The sequence below is a fragment of the Bradyrhizobium sp. USDA 4011 genome, assembly GCF_054063415.1.
This window is the reverse complement of sequence record NZ_JBSSGG010000001.1, coordinates 1,408,843-1,423,708: the sequence shown is the minus strand read 5'-3', so window position 1 is coordinate 1,423,708 and position 14,866 is coordinate 1,408,843. Positions and strand designations below refer to the sequence as shown.

Genomic DNA, 14,866 nt, shown 5'->3' with positions numbered 1-14,866 from the left:
TGCGGCCAACATCCGGAGCCAACATGACCCGAGCCTATTACAGCACCGTCCTCGAGCATCCGCTCGATACCGTGTGGTCGCTGATCCGCGACTTCAACAATTACCCCGCCTATATCGAGGGCGTCAGCGAAAGCGTGATCGAGGACGACAAGCGCGGCGACCAGGTCGGTGCTGTCAGGCGCTTCTGCTATCTCGGGCTCTGGGTCAGGCAACGCCTTGCCCACCACTCGGACACGCAGCATTCGCTGACCTATGCCAGCATCGAGCCATTGCCGTTTCTGGCGGATGCCGGCTCGGACGCGCCGCAGCCGACCCATTACGAGGGCACGATGCATCTGCTGCCGGTCGTCGAAGGCAACCGCACCTTCATCGAATGGTCGGTCAAGCTCGACACGGCGCCCGGTGACGCCGATCGCTGGCACAGCCAGTTCCAGGCGTGGATCCCGGATTGGACCGGCTCCCTGGTCAGAGCGCTGGCGCGTCAGCCAGGCTGAGGCCTGCTGAAGCAGCTATTGCGGCTGATCGTCCGCGTCGCTCTTCGGCCGCATACCGCCGAAGATCTTCGCGCCTTCCGCCGTCAGATACGGCTTCAGCGTCTCCCACGGCACGAAGACGACATACTGGCCTTCGGCGTAGGGGCCGACGGCGTAGGGCGGGTAGTGGAAGGTGAGGCCGGCGCTCTTGCCGGCTTCGGTCGACGGCGCCAGCGTGACCGCGCCGATCTTGAGCAGGGTCGGCTTGAGCTCCTTGTACCACTCCACGGTGGCGGTCTCGCTGGCACCGCGCCGCTTCTTCTCGGCATTCAGTGCCGAGACGATCGCCTTGCGCATCGCCGTCAGGGTCGGGCCGTTGTCGGCTGTCTCGCTGAAGAAGGGACGGATGCTGATGCGCTTCTTCGCCGTCGTATCCCACAGGATGGTGTTGACGTCGGTGTTCGGATGCGCGCCGTGGGTGTCCATGTAATCGTCGCGCAGCACGCTCACATAGCGGCCGTCGACGACGGAACGCACCGAATATTTGCGCTCGAATGAATAGCCACCGCGGTCTTTGAAAAGCTCAGGCTCGTCCTTGCGCGCGGAAGCCGCCTCGGCGGCGTTCTTGTCGATCCACTTCCGGCCTTCGGCGAGACAATCGGCCGCCAGCGCTGCGTCCGCCTTGATCTTGTCGTCGAGATAGACGTTGGCCTCGATGCTCGCATTCTTGATCGTGGCGTCGGGCTTGGGATCGGCGGCGCGCGCGGAAAGGCAGAGGCAAGCCAGCAGGCCGGCAAGACCCATGATGCGGGCAGGCGTCATCGAGCGAGCGGCGCGCATGGAAAACTCCGAGCAAGGGAGGCGAAGGCGGCAGCGTCACTCCGCCGCCGCGCTATGGCCGAGCCGGGCGTTGAGCTTGTGGATCAGCTCCTCGGCGGCGTCCGAGATCACGGTGCCCGGCGGGAAGATCGCTTCGGCGCCCGCGGCATAGAGCGCATCGTAATCCTGCGGCGGCACCACGCCGCCGATGATGATCATGATGTCCTCGCGGCCATGCTTCTTCAGCGCCGCCTTCAATTCCGGCACCGCGGTGAGATGCGCGGCGGCGAGCGAGGAGACGCCGAGAATGTGAACGTCGTTCTCGACGGCTTGCCGCGCGGCTTCGTCGGCGGTTGCGAACAGCGGTCCGATATCAACGTCGAAGCCGACATCGGCGAAGGCGGATGCGATCACCTTCTGGCCACGGTCATGGCCGTCCTGGCCGATTTTTGCCACCAGGATGCGCGGGCGGCGGCCTTCCGCCTCTTCGAAGGCGTCGATCAGCGCCTGCACCTTTTCGACCTTGTTGGACATGGCCGCTGCCTCTCGCTTGTAGACGCCGGTGATGGACTTGATCTCGGCGCGGTGGCGGCCGAATACCTTTTCCATCGCGTCCGAAATCTCGCCGACCGTGGCCTTGGCGCGTGCGGCGTCGATCGCGAGCGCCAGCAGATTGCCGTTGCCTTCGCCGGCCGAGCGGGTCAGCGCGGCCAGTGCCGCATCGACGTCCTTCTGGTTGCGCTCCTTCTTGAGCCGCGCCAGCTTGTCGATCTGCAGTCGCCGCACGGTGGAGTTCTCCACCTTCAAGACGTCGATCGGCCGCTCGTTCTCCGGCTTGAACTTGTTGACGCCGATCACTGCCTGCCTGCCGGCATCGATCCGCGCCTGCGTCTTGGCGGAGGCTTCCTCGATCCGCAGCTTCGGCACGCCGGCCTCGATCGCCTTGGCCATGCCGCCGAGTTCCTCGACCTCCTGGATGTGACCCCAGGCCTTGCCGGCGAGATCGCGGGTCAGACGCTCGACATAATAGGAACCGCCCCAGGGATCGATGATGCGGTTGGTGCCGCTCTCCTGCTGCAGGAATAGCTGGGTGTTGCGGGCGATGCGCGCCGAGAAGTCGGTCGGCAGCGCCAGCGCCTCGTCGAGCGCGTTGGTGTGCAGCGACTGGGTGTGGCCTTGCGTCGCCGCCATCGCCTCGATCGTGGTGCGCATCACGTTGTTGAAGACGTCCTGCGCGGTCAGCGACCAGCCCGAGGTCTGGCAATGCGTGCGCAAGCTGAGCGAGCGCGGGTCCTTCGGGTTGAACTGCTTCAGCAGCTTGGCCCACAACAGCCGCGCGGCGCGCATCTTGGCGACTTCCATGAAGAAGTTCATGCCGATCGCCCAGAAGAAAGAGAGGCGAGGAGCAAAACGATCGACGTCGAGACCCGCGGCCAATCCGGCACGCAGATATTCGACGCCGTCGGCCAGCGTATAGGCGAGTTCGAGGTCCTGCGTCGCGCCGGCCTCCTGCATGTGGTAGCCGGAAATTGAAATGGAATTGTATTTCGGCATCCGCTGCGAGGTGTAGGCGAAGATGTCCGAGATGATCCGCATCGAGGGCGCAGGCGGATAGATATAGGTGTTGCGCACCATGAACTCTTTCAGAATGTCGTTCTGAATGGTGCCCGACAGCTTCTCCGGCGGCACGCCCTGTTCCTCGGCGGCGGCGACGAACAGCGCGAGGATCGGCAGCACCGCGCCGTTCATGGTCATCGACACGCTCATCTGGTCGAGCGGGATGCCGGCGAACAGCGTGCGCATGTCGTAGATGGAATCGATCGCGACACCGGCCATGCCGACGTCGCCGGAGACGCGCGGATGATCGGAGTCGTAGCCACGGTGGGTCGCGAGGTCGAACGCGACCGACAGGCCCTTCTGGCCGGCCGCGAGGTTGCGGCGATAGAAGGCGTTGGAGTCCTCCGCCGTGGAGAAGCCGGCATATTGCCGGATGGTCCAGGGCTGGTTGACATACATGGTCGGGTAGGGGCCGCGCAGATAGGGCGCGATCCCCGGCCAGGTCTCGAGGAAGTCGATGCCTTCGAGATCGGCCTCGCTGTAGACGGACTTCACCGGAATGCCCTCGGGCGTCAGCCACGGCTCGGCGCTCGCGGCGGGCATCGCCGTGGCAACGGGCTGGAAGGCGACATCGGCGAAATTGGGAATGCGGGTCATTCCTTGGCTTCCTTAGTCATGGTCCGGATGCTGATGGCTGACGATGGTCGCCATCTTCTCCGGTCCGTAATTCTGCATCGTGGTCTGGCTCGGCAGATTGGCGATGCCGACCACCCAGCCTTGGCGGGACTCGGTTCCGAATTGCTGCGTCGGGATCACCCGGTCGGGCCGGTCGAAGGCGCCGGTCATGATCTCGATGCGGGAACCGTCGATCCGCCGGAAGCTGAGCGGCGTGCCGCAGGCGGCACAGAAGTCGCGCTCGGCGATCGAGGAGGATTTGAACGCCGCAGGCCTCCCCCGGGTCCAGGCGAAATCCTCTTTGTTGATGTCGGCGAATGAGGCGAACGGCGCACCGGAGGCCTTTTGGCACATCCGGCAGTGACAGATGCTGACGCGGTTCGGTGCCGCGGACACCGCAAAGCGCACGGCGCCGCACTGGCAACCGCCGGTCAGAACGGGTTTCGCCGGTGTCTCTGCCGTCATGCCTGCTCCATCCGCCGATAGGCGTCGCGCAATGTCGCCAGCGCATCACCGCCGGCGAAGACGAACTCACCGATGCCGGCCGCCCGCAGCGCCGCTTCCTGGTCGCCGGGCCGCCCTGCCAGATAGATATGCCTTGCTCCGGCGCCGTGAAGGGCCTTGGCGGCCTCAGCGGCGCTAACGGCATAGACCTTATCAGAGGAACAAAGGCACGCCATCGCGGCGCCCGAGGCCTTGAAGGCCGCGGCAAGCGCTGCCGCGTCGGCAAAGCCCTCGCTGTCGATGGCTTCGATCCCGCCGGTCTCGAAGAAGCTTTTTGCAAATGTCGCGCGAGCCGTGAAATCCGCCGGCGTGCCGAGATTGGCGAGGAAGATCTTGGGCCGTGCGCCACGCGCCTTCAGCGCGGCGTCGGACTTGTCGCGCAGCGCCTCGAACGGTTCGGCGAGCCGCATCGGCGCGAGGGCCTCGAAGCTGATCTTGGCACCTGCCGTGGACGCCGGCGCGGCCGGTTTCACATCCAGCACCGCGAGGTTGGTCTCGTGGAGGTTGGGGAATTCGCTGGCGCCGGTCAGCACGTCGCGGCGCTTCGCCACATTGGCTTCGCGTTGCGCCCGCGTCGCGGCGACCTTCTTTTGCAGCAGCCCCTGCTCGAGCGCGGTGAAGACGCCGCCGGCCTTCTCGATCTCCTGGAACAGCGTCCACGCCGCCTCGCAGAGCTGCGAGGTCAGCGTCTCGATGCCGCCTGAGCCTGCCGCGGGATCGGAGACCTTGGCAAGGTTGGACTCCTCAAGCAGCACGAGCTGCGTATTGCGCGCCACGCGGCGGGCGAAATCGTCCGGCAGCCCGAGCGCCAGCGTATGCGGCAGCACGGTGATCGCATTGGCGCCGCCGAGTCCGGCGGCAAAGGTCGCGATCGTCGCGCGCAGCATGTTCACGTTGGGGTCGCGCTGGGTCAGCATCCGCCAGGCGGTCTGCGCATTGACGAAGATCGGCTTCGGCATAAGGCCGCAAGCCTCTTCGATCCTTGCCCACAGGCGGCGCAGCGCGCGGAATTTCGCCATCGTCAGGAACTGGTCGGCATCGGCGCTGAGCCGGAATGAGACGGCTGCGCGCGCTGTATCGAGATCGAGCCCTGCAGCTTCCAGCATGCGCAGATAGGCGAGCGCGGTCGCGAGCGTGAAGGCGAGTTCCTGCACCTCTGATCCGCCGGCATCATGCACCGGCCGGCCATCGGCCAGCACGAACGGCCCCTTGAAGCCGCGCTTGATCAGGCCGTTGACGACCTGGCCGAACGGCTTTGCGTAGTCGGCCCAGCTGGCTGCCGCCGCACCGCGCACGGCAATCGTGCCGAGCGCCTGATAATTGAAATGCAGGTCGAGCTTGGCCGGATCGAGCTTGCGGGCCTCGACCATGTCGGCAAACGTCTCGCCGGCGTTCTCGCGTCCGATCACCGGGTTGAGCGCGATCATGATGCCGGCATCGAGATGGACGCCGCCGCAGGCCCGCGCCAGCGTCTTCTTGCTGGCATCGGAAAGACCGAAGCCGCGCGCGCCGGGACCGCCGGCGAACTCGAATTCGAGCCCGGTCGCTCCGTTCTCGAGATCCTGCAGCGCCTGCGCGTTGGCCGCTGCGGCGTCGGGGTGATCGACCCGCTGCAGGATCTGCCAGGGGGTGGCGGCGGCACGGCCGGGAAGCGGACTTGAGTTGGTGGCGCGGCGGTAGATCGGATCGATCCTCAGGCCATCATAGGTCTTGCCGACCAGCTTCTCGAACGGCGCGCCCTTGAGCACGCCATCGACCAGCTTCCGCCAGTCGTCATAGGTCGCCGGTGCAAAATCCGAAGCCAGAGCCAAATCGTCAGTCGAGGTCGTCATCCGCCCAAATCGTCCTTCATCGGCCCCGCGTGGGCGCCCCGTGATTTGGCCGGAAATTGCCACGGGCGGGCGGCCAAGCCAAACGGTTGTTTGCGGTCGTGCGGCTTTTAATCAAGGTCCGCTAGACGGAAAATACCGTCCGTCGAGACCCCAGCCAGCGCATCCGCGACGCGGCGCCCGGCGATGACGCGGTCGGGAACGATCTCGGCCAGCGGCACCAGCACGAAGGCGCGCTCGAACAAACGCGGGTGCGGCAGCGTCAGTTCCGGCTTGTCGAGTGTAACGTCGTCATAGGCGATCAGGTCGAGGTCGAGGGTGCGCGGTCCCCAGCGCTGCTCGTTCTTGCGGTCGCGGCCGAATTTGCTTTCGATCTTGTGCAGCGTGAACAGCAGCACGTGCGGATCGAGGCTGGTGTCGATCTCGATGCAGGCATTGATGAAGCTGTCCTGCTGCGCTTCGCCCCAGGGCGGCGTCGAATAGTCCGACGAGCGCGCCACGAGCGCGGCCTGCGTCATGCCGCAGATATTGGCGACCGCCTTGCGAAACGTCGTGCGGACGTCGCCGACATTGCCGCCGAGTGCGATCAGGACGTCAGCCATCAGCGTTCAACCTTGCGCGTTCAACTCTGGGACGGCGGATGCCGCGAGCGGGTCAGCACCACGCCGACATCGTCGAAGATCGCGGCGATCGGCGCATGCGGCTTGTGCACGGTGACCTTGACCGCCCTGACGCGCGGGAAGGTGGTCAGGATGTCATCGGCTACCGCGCCGGCGGCGCGCTCCAGCAGCTTGTAATTGGTGTTCTTGAATGCCGATGTCGCGGTCGCCACCACGTTGGAATAGGACACCGTGTCGGAGAGGCGGTCGGTACGCGAGGATTCCGAGAGGTCGGTATAGAGCTCGAGGTCGATGACGAAGCGCTGCCCGACTTCGGTCTCATGTTCCATCACGCCATGACGGGCATGGATGACGATCCCGGTGATGAAGATCGTGTCGGTCATTGCTGTCCCTCGATTGCCGCGGCCACCCGCAGCGCCTGAACGGTTTCGGCGACGTCGTGCGCACGGATGATGCGGGCGCCATTCCGCGCGGCGATCAGATGCGCCGCGATCGAGCCGCCGATCCGCTGTTGCGGCTCCGAGGCCACGATCGTGCTGATGAAACGCTTGCGCGAGGCGCCGACCAGCACCGGCAGGCGGAACGCGTTGAGCTCGGCAAGCCGCGCCAGCGCGATCATGCTCTGCTCCGGGGTCTTGCCGAAGCCGATGCCGGGATCGAGTACGATCCGGTCGGACGCAATGCCGGCGCGCGCCGCGATATCGAGCGAGCGTTCAAAGAAGGCCGTGATGTCCTGCATGATGTCGATCGCCGGATCGGCCTGCTCGCGATTGTGCATGATGATCACGGGCACGCCGCGCGCGGCGACGAGCGGCGCCATGCCGGCATCGCGCTGCAGGCCCCAGACGTCATTGGCGATCGCAGCACCCTGGTCGAGCGCCCAGGCCACGACTTCCGACTTCATGCTGTCGATCGAGACCGGCACGCCGAGCGCGACCACCTCGGCCAGCACCGGCTTCAGCCGCGCCATCTCGGCCTCGGCGGTGACCGGCTGCGAGCCGTAGGGGCGGGTGGATTCCGCGCCGATGTCGATGATGTCGGCGCCTTCAGCGATCAGCCTGCGGGCCTGCGCCAGCGCCCGTTCGGGCGCGATGAACTGGCCGCCGTCGGAGAACGAGTCCGGCGTCACGTTCAGGATACCCATCACCGCCGGATAGAGCCTCGACAGCAGTGCCGGCAGCACCGCCGATACGGCCGGGCCGGTCACCGCCGGTGCTATGGGCCTGGTTGCCATCATGCGGTGGCTTTGCGCTGACCGCAGCGGCAAGTCAAGGTGTCGCCGCGATGCGTGGCGCCGGCGGCCGCGGGTGCGGTTAAGGCTGCCTAATAGTGATGCTAATAGGTGATTTTGAGCGGCAGCTTGCGTGCCTGTTCGATCAGCAACTCGACCGATTTCTCTGACGGCATCACGCGGACGAGCTTACGCCGCACATTGGCGTCCTTCATGCTCTGCGCCAACCGCGACGGGTTGCGCTGCGCGAGCTCGCGCACGGTGGTGACGCCGGCGGCGCGGACCAGCCCGACCTTCGCCTTGCCCATGCCGGGAATCCGCATGTAGTCGGAGATGTTGGCCCATTCGAGCAATTGTTGTTCGCTGATCCCGGTCTTGGCGGCGAGCGCCTTGCGTCCCTTGACGGTGCGGGCGGCTTCAAGCAGTGCGTCGGTCGTGCGGATACCCTGCGATTTCAGTTTGGTGGCGCAATAGGCGGACAGGCCTTCGATCTCGGAGAGTGGGTATGTCATGATACTCGTATGCAGGTAACAGGTAGAAGGGAGCGCGCGCAGGGCCGATGCAAAGTGCTTCAGGCAAACTGGCTGAGGCCCGGCGTCCCCGAGATGATCTCGCCCATTTGATCCGCTCCGATTTTGTCGCGGCCGAATCTGAAAAGTTCACGCGCGACGTTCTGAATCTCACCCATGCTCAGGCCGAGCGCCATCAGCCGGGTGCCGACAGCCATCAGGCCGCCACCCATCAACCGCGATAGGCCACCGCTGTTGTTGGAGGCGGCGATTGCCGCTTCGGCGCCGGGGATTTGGTCGATCAGAGCCTGAACTTTATCGGAAGGTCCCTCGTTACGGAGGAAACCCAGAACGATGCCGATGGTTTTTTCAGCGACAGCGCCATCGATGCCGGCCTTCGCGGCCAGCTGTCCAACCAATTCGTCCATCTTGCCCCGCCTCAACCGGACTTTGCCGGGTCGTTCTTAAAGATTTATCTTGAGCGCCTGTCTCACGAAATACAAGCGATCCGCGCATTTCAGTTCGTTTTCTTTTTCGATCGCGTTGTGACTGTGGCCTCGCTGCAAGAGTGAGCGGCGGATTCACACCATCTTGTCGCAATGCGCAATGCCTTTCGTCACTTCGCCAGGAATAAAATATGAGGAACCAGTGGCGCGACAATATACGTCAGCTTGCGCTGACGGTTTCAATCGACCGGCAAGTTGCAATATGATGGCACTGGTTCGGGAGCGAACCGGACTCGACGTATCGAACCGGGTGCGATGATCGAAACGATCCAAATCTGCGCGAAGAGGCGAAGCGATGGCGACCTCCGACAATAAGTTGGCCGATACCGACGAGAAGATTTTTATCGGCAAGGGTGAGGAGACAGCTTGGCTGGCGCTGGCGCTGGCCAACCGGCATGGCCTTGTCACCGGTGCAACCGGAACCGGCAAGACCGTCTCGCTTCAAGTCATGGCTGAAGGATTTGCGCGCGCCGGCGTTCCGGTTTTCGCCGCCGACATCAAGGGCGATCTCTCCGGTATCTCCGAGGTCGGCGAGGCCAAGGACTTTATAGTGAAGCGCGCCCAGGAAATGGGCTTGACCTTCCAGCCCGATCAATTCTCGACCGTGTTCTGGGACGTGTTCGGCGAGCAGGGCCATCCGGTGCGCGCCACCGTCACCGAGATGGGGCCGCTGTTGCTGTCGCGGATGCTCGATCTGAACGACGTGCAGGAGGGCGTGCTCAACGTTGCCTTCCGCGTCGCCGACGAGAATGGCCTCGCGCTGATCGACATGAAGGATCTGCGCGCCCTGCTGGATGCGATCGCGCCCGACGGCAGCAAGAAGGGCGCCGAGGACGGCGAAGATCCGCTGGCGTCGATCCGCAAGGCCGCCCAGAGCTACGGCAACGTGTCCAAGGCGACGGTCGGAACGATCCAGCGTCAGCTGCTGGTGCTCGAGAACCAGGGCGGCGCGAAGTTCTTCGGCGAGCCCGCGCTGACGCTGAAGGATTTCATGCGCACCGACCGCGACGGCCGCGGTATGGTTAATATCCTCGTCGCCGACAAGCTGATGCAGAGCCCGCGGCTTTACGCCACGTTCCTGCTCTGGATGCTCTCGGAATTGTTCGAGGAATTGCCGGAGTCCGGCGACCTGCCGAAGCCGAAACTGGTGTTCTTCTTCGACGAGGCGCATCTGTTGTTCAACGACGCGCCGAAGGCGCTGATGGACAAGATCGAGCAGGTGGTGCGGCTGATCCGCTCCAAGGGCGTCGGTGTCTATTTCGTCACGCAGAATCCGATCGACGTGCCGGACAAGGTGCTGGCGCAGCTCGGCAACCGCGTGCAGCACGCGCTGCGCGCCTTCACGCCGCGCGACCAGAAGGCGGTCGCGGCAGCCGCGCAGACCTTCCGTCCCAATCCGAAGCTCGATACCGCGCGGGTGATCATGGAGCTCGCCAAGGGCGAGGCGCTGGTCTCGTTCCTCGAGGGCGGCGGCACGCCGTCGATGGTCGAGCGCGTCATGGTGCGCCCGCCGTCGGCGCGGATCGGGCCGATCACGCCGGAAGAGCGCAAGGCGATCATGGATGCGAGCCCGGTGAAGGGCAAATACGACACCGCGATCGACGCCGAATCCGCCTATGAGATCATCCAGAAGCGTCTCGCCGGCACGGCGACGCCGGCGGACGGTGCGGGCGGCGAAGGCGGCGGTATCCTCGGCCAGATCGGGGCCATTGCAGCCACGATCTTCGGGACCAATGTCAAGCGCGGCCGGCTCTCGACCCGACAGGTGATCGCGCGCAACGTCACGCGCTCGGTGACCGACAAGGTGGTCGGCGGCGTGGTCGCGGATCTCGGCAAGTCGGTCGGTGGTTCGGTCGGCGGCTCGATCGGTCGCGCATTGGTGCGCGGTGCGCTCGGCGGAATCCTGCGCAGGTAGCACCGCGATCATCCGGCCAGAGGAATGGGCAGCCGGCTTTGCCTGCGGCGGCCGGCGCGCTACAACGTCGGCAATGTCCACAAAAAGGATATCCGCGATGTCCAACGCCAAGCTGCAGACCGTCCTCGACCGTATCGACGCCGATTTCGACAACAGTCTCCAGCGGCTGTTCACGCTGCTGCGGATCAAATCGATCTCGGCCGATCCGGCCTTTGCCAATGACTGCAGGGCGGCTGCCGATCACCTCGCCAAGGATATCGCAACCCTCGGCTTCAAGACCGAGGTGCGGCCGACCGCCGGCCATCCGGCCGTGGTCGGCAAGCTGAACGGCGCGACCGACGGGCGTCCGCATGTGCTGTTCTACGGCCACTATGACGTGCAGCCGGTCGATCCCCTTAATCTCTGGCACCGTCCGCCGTTCGAGCCCGTGGTGACCGACCATGCCGACGGGCGCAAGATCATCGTCGCGCGCGGAGCCGAGGACGACAAGGGGCAGTTGATGACCTTCATCGAGGCGTGCCGCGCCTGGAAGAAGGTGACGGGATCGCTGCCGATCGACATCACCATCATCATCGAAGGCGAGGAGGAGATCGGCTCGAAGAATTTCGTGCCGTTCCTGGAAGCGAACAAGGCCGAGCTCAAGGCGGACTTCGCGCTGGTCTGCGATACCGGTATGTGGGATCCGAACACGCCGGCGATCACGACGTCGCTGCGCGGCCTGGTCTATGACGAGGTCAAGATCAAGGCCGCCAATCGCGACCTGCATTCCGGCGTGTTCGGCGGCGGCGCGCAGAATCCGATCCGCGTGCTGACGCGGATCCTCGGCGGCCTGCATGACGAGAACGGCCACATCACCATCCCCGCGTTCTATGACGGCGTCAAGGATCTGCCGCCGGACATTCTGGCGCAATGGAAGCAGCTCAATCTGACGGCGGACAGCTTCCTCAAGCCGATCGGCCTGTCGGTGCCGGCCGGTGAGAAGGATCGGCTTCTGATCGAGCAGGTCTCCTCGCGGCCGACCTGCGACATCAACGGCATTGTCGGCGGCTATACCGGCGAGGGCTCCAAGACGGTGATCCCGGCGGAGGCGTCGGCGAAGGTCTCGTTCCGGCTGGTCGAAGGACAGGACCCCGAGAAGATCCGCCAGGCGTTCCGCGATTACGTGACGGCGCGCGTGCCGGCGGATTGCAAGGCCGAATTCATCGATCATTCCTCTGCGCCGGCGATCGCGCTCGACTGGAACATGAAGCCGCTGGCGGCCGCCCGCCGCGCGCTGACCGACGAATGGGGCAAGGAGGCGCTGCTGGTCGGATCCGGCGCCTCGATCCCGATCGTCGCCGACTTCAAGCGCACGCTCGGCCTCGACAGCGTGCTGGTCGGCTTCGGGCTCGACGACGACAACATCCATTCGCCAAACGAGAAGTACGACCTCAAGAGCTACCACAAGGGCATCCGCTCCTGGGCGCGGATCCTGGCGGCGTTCGCCGACGCCAAGTAGCGCGACGGGCCGAACGTAGAAACGCCGCCCGGAATTGGGCGGCGTTTTGATTCAGGTCGTGCAGAGGGTGTTGGCGACGACCTTACCCGAAGATTATGAAATTTCAATCACGGTAGCCGGGATTGACCCGGTCGAGCTTGCGCAGCAGCGGCGGCCAGACCAGCTGGGTCGAGCGCAGCTCGGCGCGATCGGGGTTCGACAGCAGCTCAGTGTTCTTGTCGATCGCGTGCTGGTCGACCGGATAGGCGCTCCCGCCAAGCGCGCGGGTCGCCACCTGCATCGAGCAGGCGCGCTCCAGATGGTACATCCGCTCGAAGGCGGACGCGACCGAGCGGCCGACCGTCAGCGTGCCGTGATTGCGCAGCAGCATGTGGTTCTTGGTGCCGAGATCGCGCTGCAGGCGCGGGCGCTCGTCGTGGTCGAGCGCGATGCCTTCATAGTCGTGGTAGGCGAGGTCATGGGTGACCAGCTGCGCGGTCTGGTTCAGCGGCAGCAACCCATCGGGGCCGCTCGACACCGCGGTGCCGTCGACCGTGTGCAGATGGAGCACGCAGCCGGCGTCCTCGCGCACCTCGTGGATCGCCGAATGGATGGTGAAGCCGGCCGGGTTGATGCTGTAGTCGCTCTTCGAGAGCTGATTGCCGTCGAGGTCGACCTTGACGAGACTCGAGGCGGTGATCTCGTCGAACATCAACCCGTAGGGGTTGATCAGGAAGTGATGCTCGGGTCCCGGCACGCGCGCTGAGATGTGAGTGTCGACCAGATCGTCCCAGCCGTAGAGCGCGACCAGTCGGTAGCAGGCAGCGAGATTGATCCGCTGCTCCCATTCCGCCGCACTGATATCCGACGGCACTTCCTTCAGACGCGCTTCCGCTGGCGACATGGCCGATTGCTCCATTGATGGCTGTTTCCTGCGTCGAACCTAGCGTCGGCGCCGGATCGCGGCAAGGCAGCGTAACGGCGTGACAGTCATGTCAGCATGCGACGGCTGGCCCACGATCTGGAAGATCATGCTTCAGAAGTGGGCAGAAGCGTAACAGAGGTGCTTTGCGTTACGGCGCCGGGATCGCCAGCAGGCTCGAGATGCTGCGGCCGCGGATATCGTAGACGCGGGCGAACACGACGTCGTCGCGCTTGATCTCGACCATCACGGGGGCGGCCAGGCCCTTGCAGTAGAACTCGCCGAGCGTCATCGCGAAGTCGGCGGCATGGCTGTCCCAGCCGATCGTGAAGTCCGGCCCGAGCGCGACCTGCGCGGGGCGCTGCGGTCCGCACACCGCGACCTTCCACTTGCGATGTTGCGGCGGCACTTCCTGCCGCTCCGCCAGTTGCTCGCGCAGCCCGTCGGATGCCTGCTTCAGCGCCAGGCCCCAATAGTCGAGCATGAAGAAATTGTCGGCGGTCCGCACCGTGCCGGCGATGTGGTTGAAGTGCGTGTACTGGTACGGATGCAGGCGGATCATTTCGCTGAGCGGCAGCAGCAGGCCGAACGCGAACACGGCGAGCGCCGCGGGTTGCCAGGCGCGGCGGTTCTCGCCGAGCCAGTCCATGCCGCGGGCGAAGGCGACGCCGCCAAGCACCGCCATCGGCGGGATCACGAAGATGAAGTGGCGGATGCCGTTGTAGAGCGCCGGCCGCTTCACCATTGCGATCACCAGCGGCAGCGTCGCCGCCAGCGTCAGCATCAGCATGATCGACTTGCGCTTCGCCGCCACATCGGTGCGCGACAGCGACATGAAGGCGGTGATGACGGCCGCGGTCAGCAGCACCAGCAGCACTTCGGGAAGCTGCAGCGCGAACAGCGTCGGCAGATAGGACCACGGCATGTCCGGCACCGACACCAGCGCGCCGTCGAACATCTCCTTCCACGGCTTCTCGAAGAAGTGCGAGAAGTAGGTCACCGCTTCCAGCGGATGCCCGGGCTCCATGATCGACCACGGCCAGATCAGGCCCATCACGAGATAGCCCAGCACGAGCCCCGGCAGCAGCACATAGATGACATGGGCAAAGCGATGGGTCGCCTCGCGCGGGCCCTGCTTGCGGAATTCCTCGATCCAGAGCGGGATGAAGCCGACCACTGCGTAGATCAGGGCGAGGCCGCCAAGGACGCGGCAGCCGATCGACAGGCCGGCCCCGAGGCCCACGATCAGGATCGCGCGCGGCGAGGGCGCCGGATATTCCTCGATCAGGCGGACGAGGCCCATGATCAGGATCACCATCGCGACGGCGAACGGCGCATCCTTCGGATTCATGAACATGTGGCCGTAGAAGGTCGGGCACAGCGCGAGCAGCAGCAGGGCCGCCAGTCCCGCCAGCGGGCCACCGACGCGGCGCGCCAGGCGCCAGGTTACGGCAAGCCCGATCACGCCGACGATCGCGCCGAGCAGGCGGCGCGTCTCGAACAATTCGAGTGGGATGACCTTGTGCAGCAGCGCCGCGGCCATATCGAAGCCGCCGCCGTACATATAGAGATTGGCGAAGGAGAGCGCGCCGGTGTCCTTGAACCCGGACCCGTACATGCGCAGCAGGAGGTCGGCGTATTCAGCGTGGGTGTAATCGTCCCAGCCCAGACCGTAATCGCGGAATGTGAGGCCGGCGACCACGGCGACCACGCCGAGGACGAGAAATGCGAGATCGTCGCAGGTCTTCTCCACCGAGCGCCGTGCAGGCGCCTCGAGGGCAGACGTCGTAATCGATGACATAGCTAGTGATACCGGCGTGCCTGTGGCC

14 protein-coding genes are annotated in these 14,866 nt (G+C 65.1%); 3 read left to right on the top strand and 11 right to left on the bottom strand.

Annotated features, from left to right (window positions below; all coding sequences use genetic code 11):
- Positions 1 to 23 precede the first annotated feature (23 nt).
- Positions 24 to 494, top strand: a complete 471-nt coding sequence (locus ACVW1C_RS06720) for an SRPBCC family protein (RefSeq protein WP_456757728.1) — start codon at positions 24 to 26, stop codon at positions 492 to 494.
- Between the two features lie 15 nt (positions 495 to 509).
- Here ACVW1C_RS06720 and ACVW1C_RS06715 read toward each other — a convergent pair whose 3' ends face one another.
- The 9 genes from ACVW1C_RS06715 to ACVW1C_RS06675 all read right to left on the bottom strand — a co-directional run bounded on the left by ACVW1C_RS06715 (position 510) and on the right by ACVW1C_RS06675 (position 8,645).
- Positions 510 to 1,313 carry an RsiV family protein gene (locus ACVW1C_RS06715; RefSeq protein ID WP_456757727.1) on the bottom strand — a complete coding sequence of 268 codons (804 nt, stop codon included), beginning with the start codon at positions 1,311 to 1,313 and terminating at the stop codon, positions 510 to 512.
- A gap of 36 nt (positions 1,314 to 1,349) precedes the next feature.
- Positions 1,350 to 3,506, bottom strand: a complete 2,157-nt coding sequence (gene scpA, locus ACVW1C_RS06710; RefSeq protein WP_456757726.1) for a methylmalonyl-CoA mutase — start codon at positions 3,504 to 3,506, stop codon at positions 1,350 to 1,352.
- 12 nt (positions 3,507 to 3,518) lie between these two features.
- Positions 3,519 to 3,989, bottom strand: a complete 471-nt coding sequence (locus tag ACVW1C_RS06705; RefSeq protein ID WP_456757725.1) for a GFA family protein — start codon at positions 3,987 to 3,989, stop codon at positions 3,519 to 3,521.
- The gene (locus ACVW1C_RS06700; protein WP_456757724.1) at positions 3,986 to 5,860 is read right to left on the bottom strand and encodes a methylmalonyl-CoA mutase family protein; all 1,875 of its coding nucleotides are present in this window, start codon (positions 5,858 to 5,860) and stop codon (positions 3,986 to 3,988) included. Before ACVW1C_RS06700 ends, ACVW1C_RS06705 begins: the two co-directional genes overlap by 4 nt.
- A gap of 107 nt (positions 5,861 to 5,967) precedes the next feature.
- On the bottom strand, positions 5,968 to 6,459 hold the full coding sequence (folK, locus tag ACVW1C_RS06695; protein ID WP_456757723.1) for a 2-amino-4-hydroxy-6-hydroxymethyldihydropteridine diphosphokinase: 492 nt from the start codon (positions 6,457 to 6,459) through the stop codon (positions 5,968 to 5,970).
- 20 nt (positions 6,460 to 6,479) lie between these two features.
- The gene (gene folB / locus ACVW1C_RS06690) at positions 6,480 to 6,860 is read right to left on the bottom strand and encodes a dihydroneopterin aldolase (RefSeq protein WP_092125171.1); all 381 of its coding nucleotides are present in this window, start codon (positions 6,858 to 6,860) and stop codon (positions 6,480 to 6,482) included.
- A complete protein-coding gene (gene folP, locus ACVW1C_RS06685; protein WP_456757722.1) occupies positions 6,857 to 7,714 on the bottom strand; it encodes a dihydropteroate synthase in 858 nt (285 codons plus the stop codon). The genes folB and folP overlap by 4 nt, the downstream gene beginning before the upstream one ends.
- Before the next feature lie 98 nt (positions 7,715 to 7,812).
- Positions 7,813 to 8,220 (bottom strand): DUF4332 domain-containing protein, encoded by a 408-nt coding sequence (locus tag ACVW1C_RS06680; protein WP_092125172.1) that lies wholly within the window; start codon positions 8,218 to 8,220, stop codon positions 7,813 to 7,815.
- Positions 8,221 to 8,279: 59 nt separating this feature from the next.
- Positions 8,280 to 8,645, bottom strand: coding sequence for a hypothetical protein (locus tag ACVW1C_RS06675; protein ID WP_092127034.1), 366 nt, complete (start codon positions 8,643 to 8,645; stop codon positions 8,280 to 8,282).
- A 373-nt stretch (positions 8,646 to 9,018) separates the two neighbouring features.
- On the opposite strand from ACVW1C_RS06675, the gene ACVW1C_RS06670 reads away from it, so the two are divergent.
- Together ACVW1C_RS06670 and ACVW1C_RS06665 are read left to right on the top strand one after the other, a co-directional pair.
- The gene (locus tag ACVW1C_RS06670) at positions 9,019 to 10,638 is read left to right on the top strand and encodes a helicase HerA-like domain-containing protein (RefSeq protein WP_456757721.1); all 1,620 of its coding nucleotides are present in this window, start codon (positions 9,019 to 9,021) and stop codon (positions 10,636 to 10,638) included.
- Positions 10,639 to 10,735: 97 nt separating this feature from the next.
- Entirely contained in the window at positions 10,736 to 12,136 is a 1,401-nt protein-coding gene (locus tag ACVW1C_RS06665) for a M20/M25/M40 family metallo-hydrolase (protein WP_456757720.1), read from the top strand.
- Positions 12,137 to 12,239: 103 nt separating this feature from the next.
- Here the strand turns inward: ACVW1C_RS06665 and ACVW1C_RS06660 are convergent, their stop codons facing one another.
- On the bottom strand, positions 12,240 to 13,019 hold the full coding sequence (locus ACVW1C_RS06660) for a class II aldolase/adducin family protein (protein WP_173641786.1): 780 nt from the start codon (positions 13,017 to 13,019) through the stop codon (positions 12,240 to 12,242).
- A 169-nt stretch (positions 13,020 to 13,188) separates the two neighbouring features.
- The gene (locus ACVW1C_RS06655) at positions 13,189 to 14,838 is read right to left on the bottom strand and encodes a glycosyltransferase family 39 protein (protein ID WP_456757719.1); all 1,650 of its coding nucleotides are present in this window, start codon (positions 14,836 to 14,838) and stop codon (positions 13,189 to 13,191) included.
- Positions 14,839 to 14,866: the final 28 nt, after the last annotated feature.

Excerpts from the sequence above, each read along its gene's own strand:
- ACVW1C_RS06720 (WP_456757728.1), top strand. The coding sequence starts at position 24 with ATGACCCGAGCCTATTACAGCACCGTCCTCGAGCATCCGCTCGATACC.
- ACVW1C_RS06715 (WP_456757727.1), bottom strand. The coding sequence starts at position 1,313 with ATGCGCGCCGCTCGCTCGATGACGCCTGCCCGCATCATGGGTCTTGCC.
- scpA (WP_456757726.1), bottom strand. The coding sequence starts at position 3,506 with ATGACCCGCATTCCCAATTTCGCCGATGTCGCCTTCCAGCCCGTTGCC.
- ACVW1C_RS06705 (WP_456757725.1), bottom strand. The coding sequence starts at position 3,989 with ATGACGGCAGAGACACCGGCGAAACCCGTTCTGACCGGCGGTTGCCAG.
- ACVW1C_RS06700 (WP_456757724.1), bottom strand. The coding sequence starts at position 5,860 with ATGACGACCTCGACTGACGATTTGGCTCTGGCTTCGGATTTTGCACCG.
- folK (WP_456757723.1), bottom strand. The coding sequence starts at position 6,459 with ATGGCTGACGTCCTGATCGCACTCGGCGGCAATGTCGGCGACGTCCGC.
- folB (WP_092125171.1), bottom strand. The coding sequence starts at position 6,860 with ATGACCGACACGATCTTCATCACCGGGATCGTCATCCATGCCCGTCAT.
- folP (WP_456757722.1), bottom strand. The coding sequence starts at position 7,714 with ATGATGGCAACCAGGCCCATAGCACCGGCGGTGACCGGCCCGGCCGTA.
- ACVW1C_RS06680 (WP_092125172.1), bottom strand. The coding sequence starts at position 8,220 with ATGACATACCCACTCTCCGAGATCGAAGGCCTGTCCGCCTATTGCGCC.
- ACVW1C_RS06675 (WP_092127034.1), bottom strand. The coding sequence starts at position 8,645 with ATGGACGAATTGGTTGGACAGCTGGCCGCGAAGGCCGGCATCGATGGC.
- ACVW1C_RS06670 (WP_456757721.1), top strand. The coding sequence starts at position 9,019 with ATGGCGACCTCCGACAATAAGTTGGCCGATACCGACGAGAAGATTTTT.
- ACVW1C_RS06665 (WP_456757720.1), top strand. The coding sequence starts at position 10,736 with ATGTCCAACGCCAAGCTGCAGACCGTCCTCGACCGTATCGACGCCGAT.
- ACVW1C_RS06660 (WP_173641786.1), bottom strand. The coding sequence starts at position 13,019 with ATGTCGCCAGCGGAAGCGCGTCTGAAGGAAGTGCCGTCGGATATCAGT.
- ACVW1C_RS06655 (WP_456757719.1), bottom strand. The coding sequence starts at position 14,838 with ATGTCATCGATTACGACGTCTGCCCTCGAGGCGCCTGCACGGCGCTCG.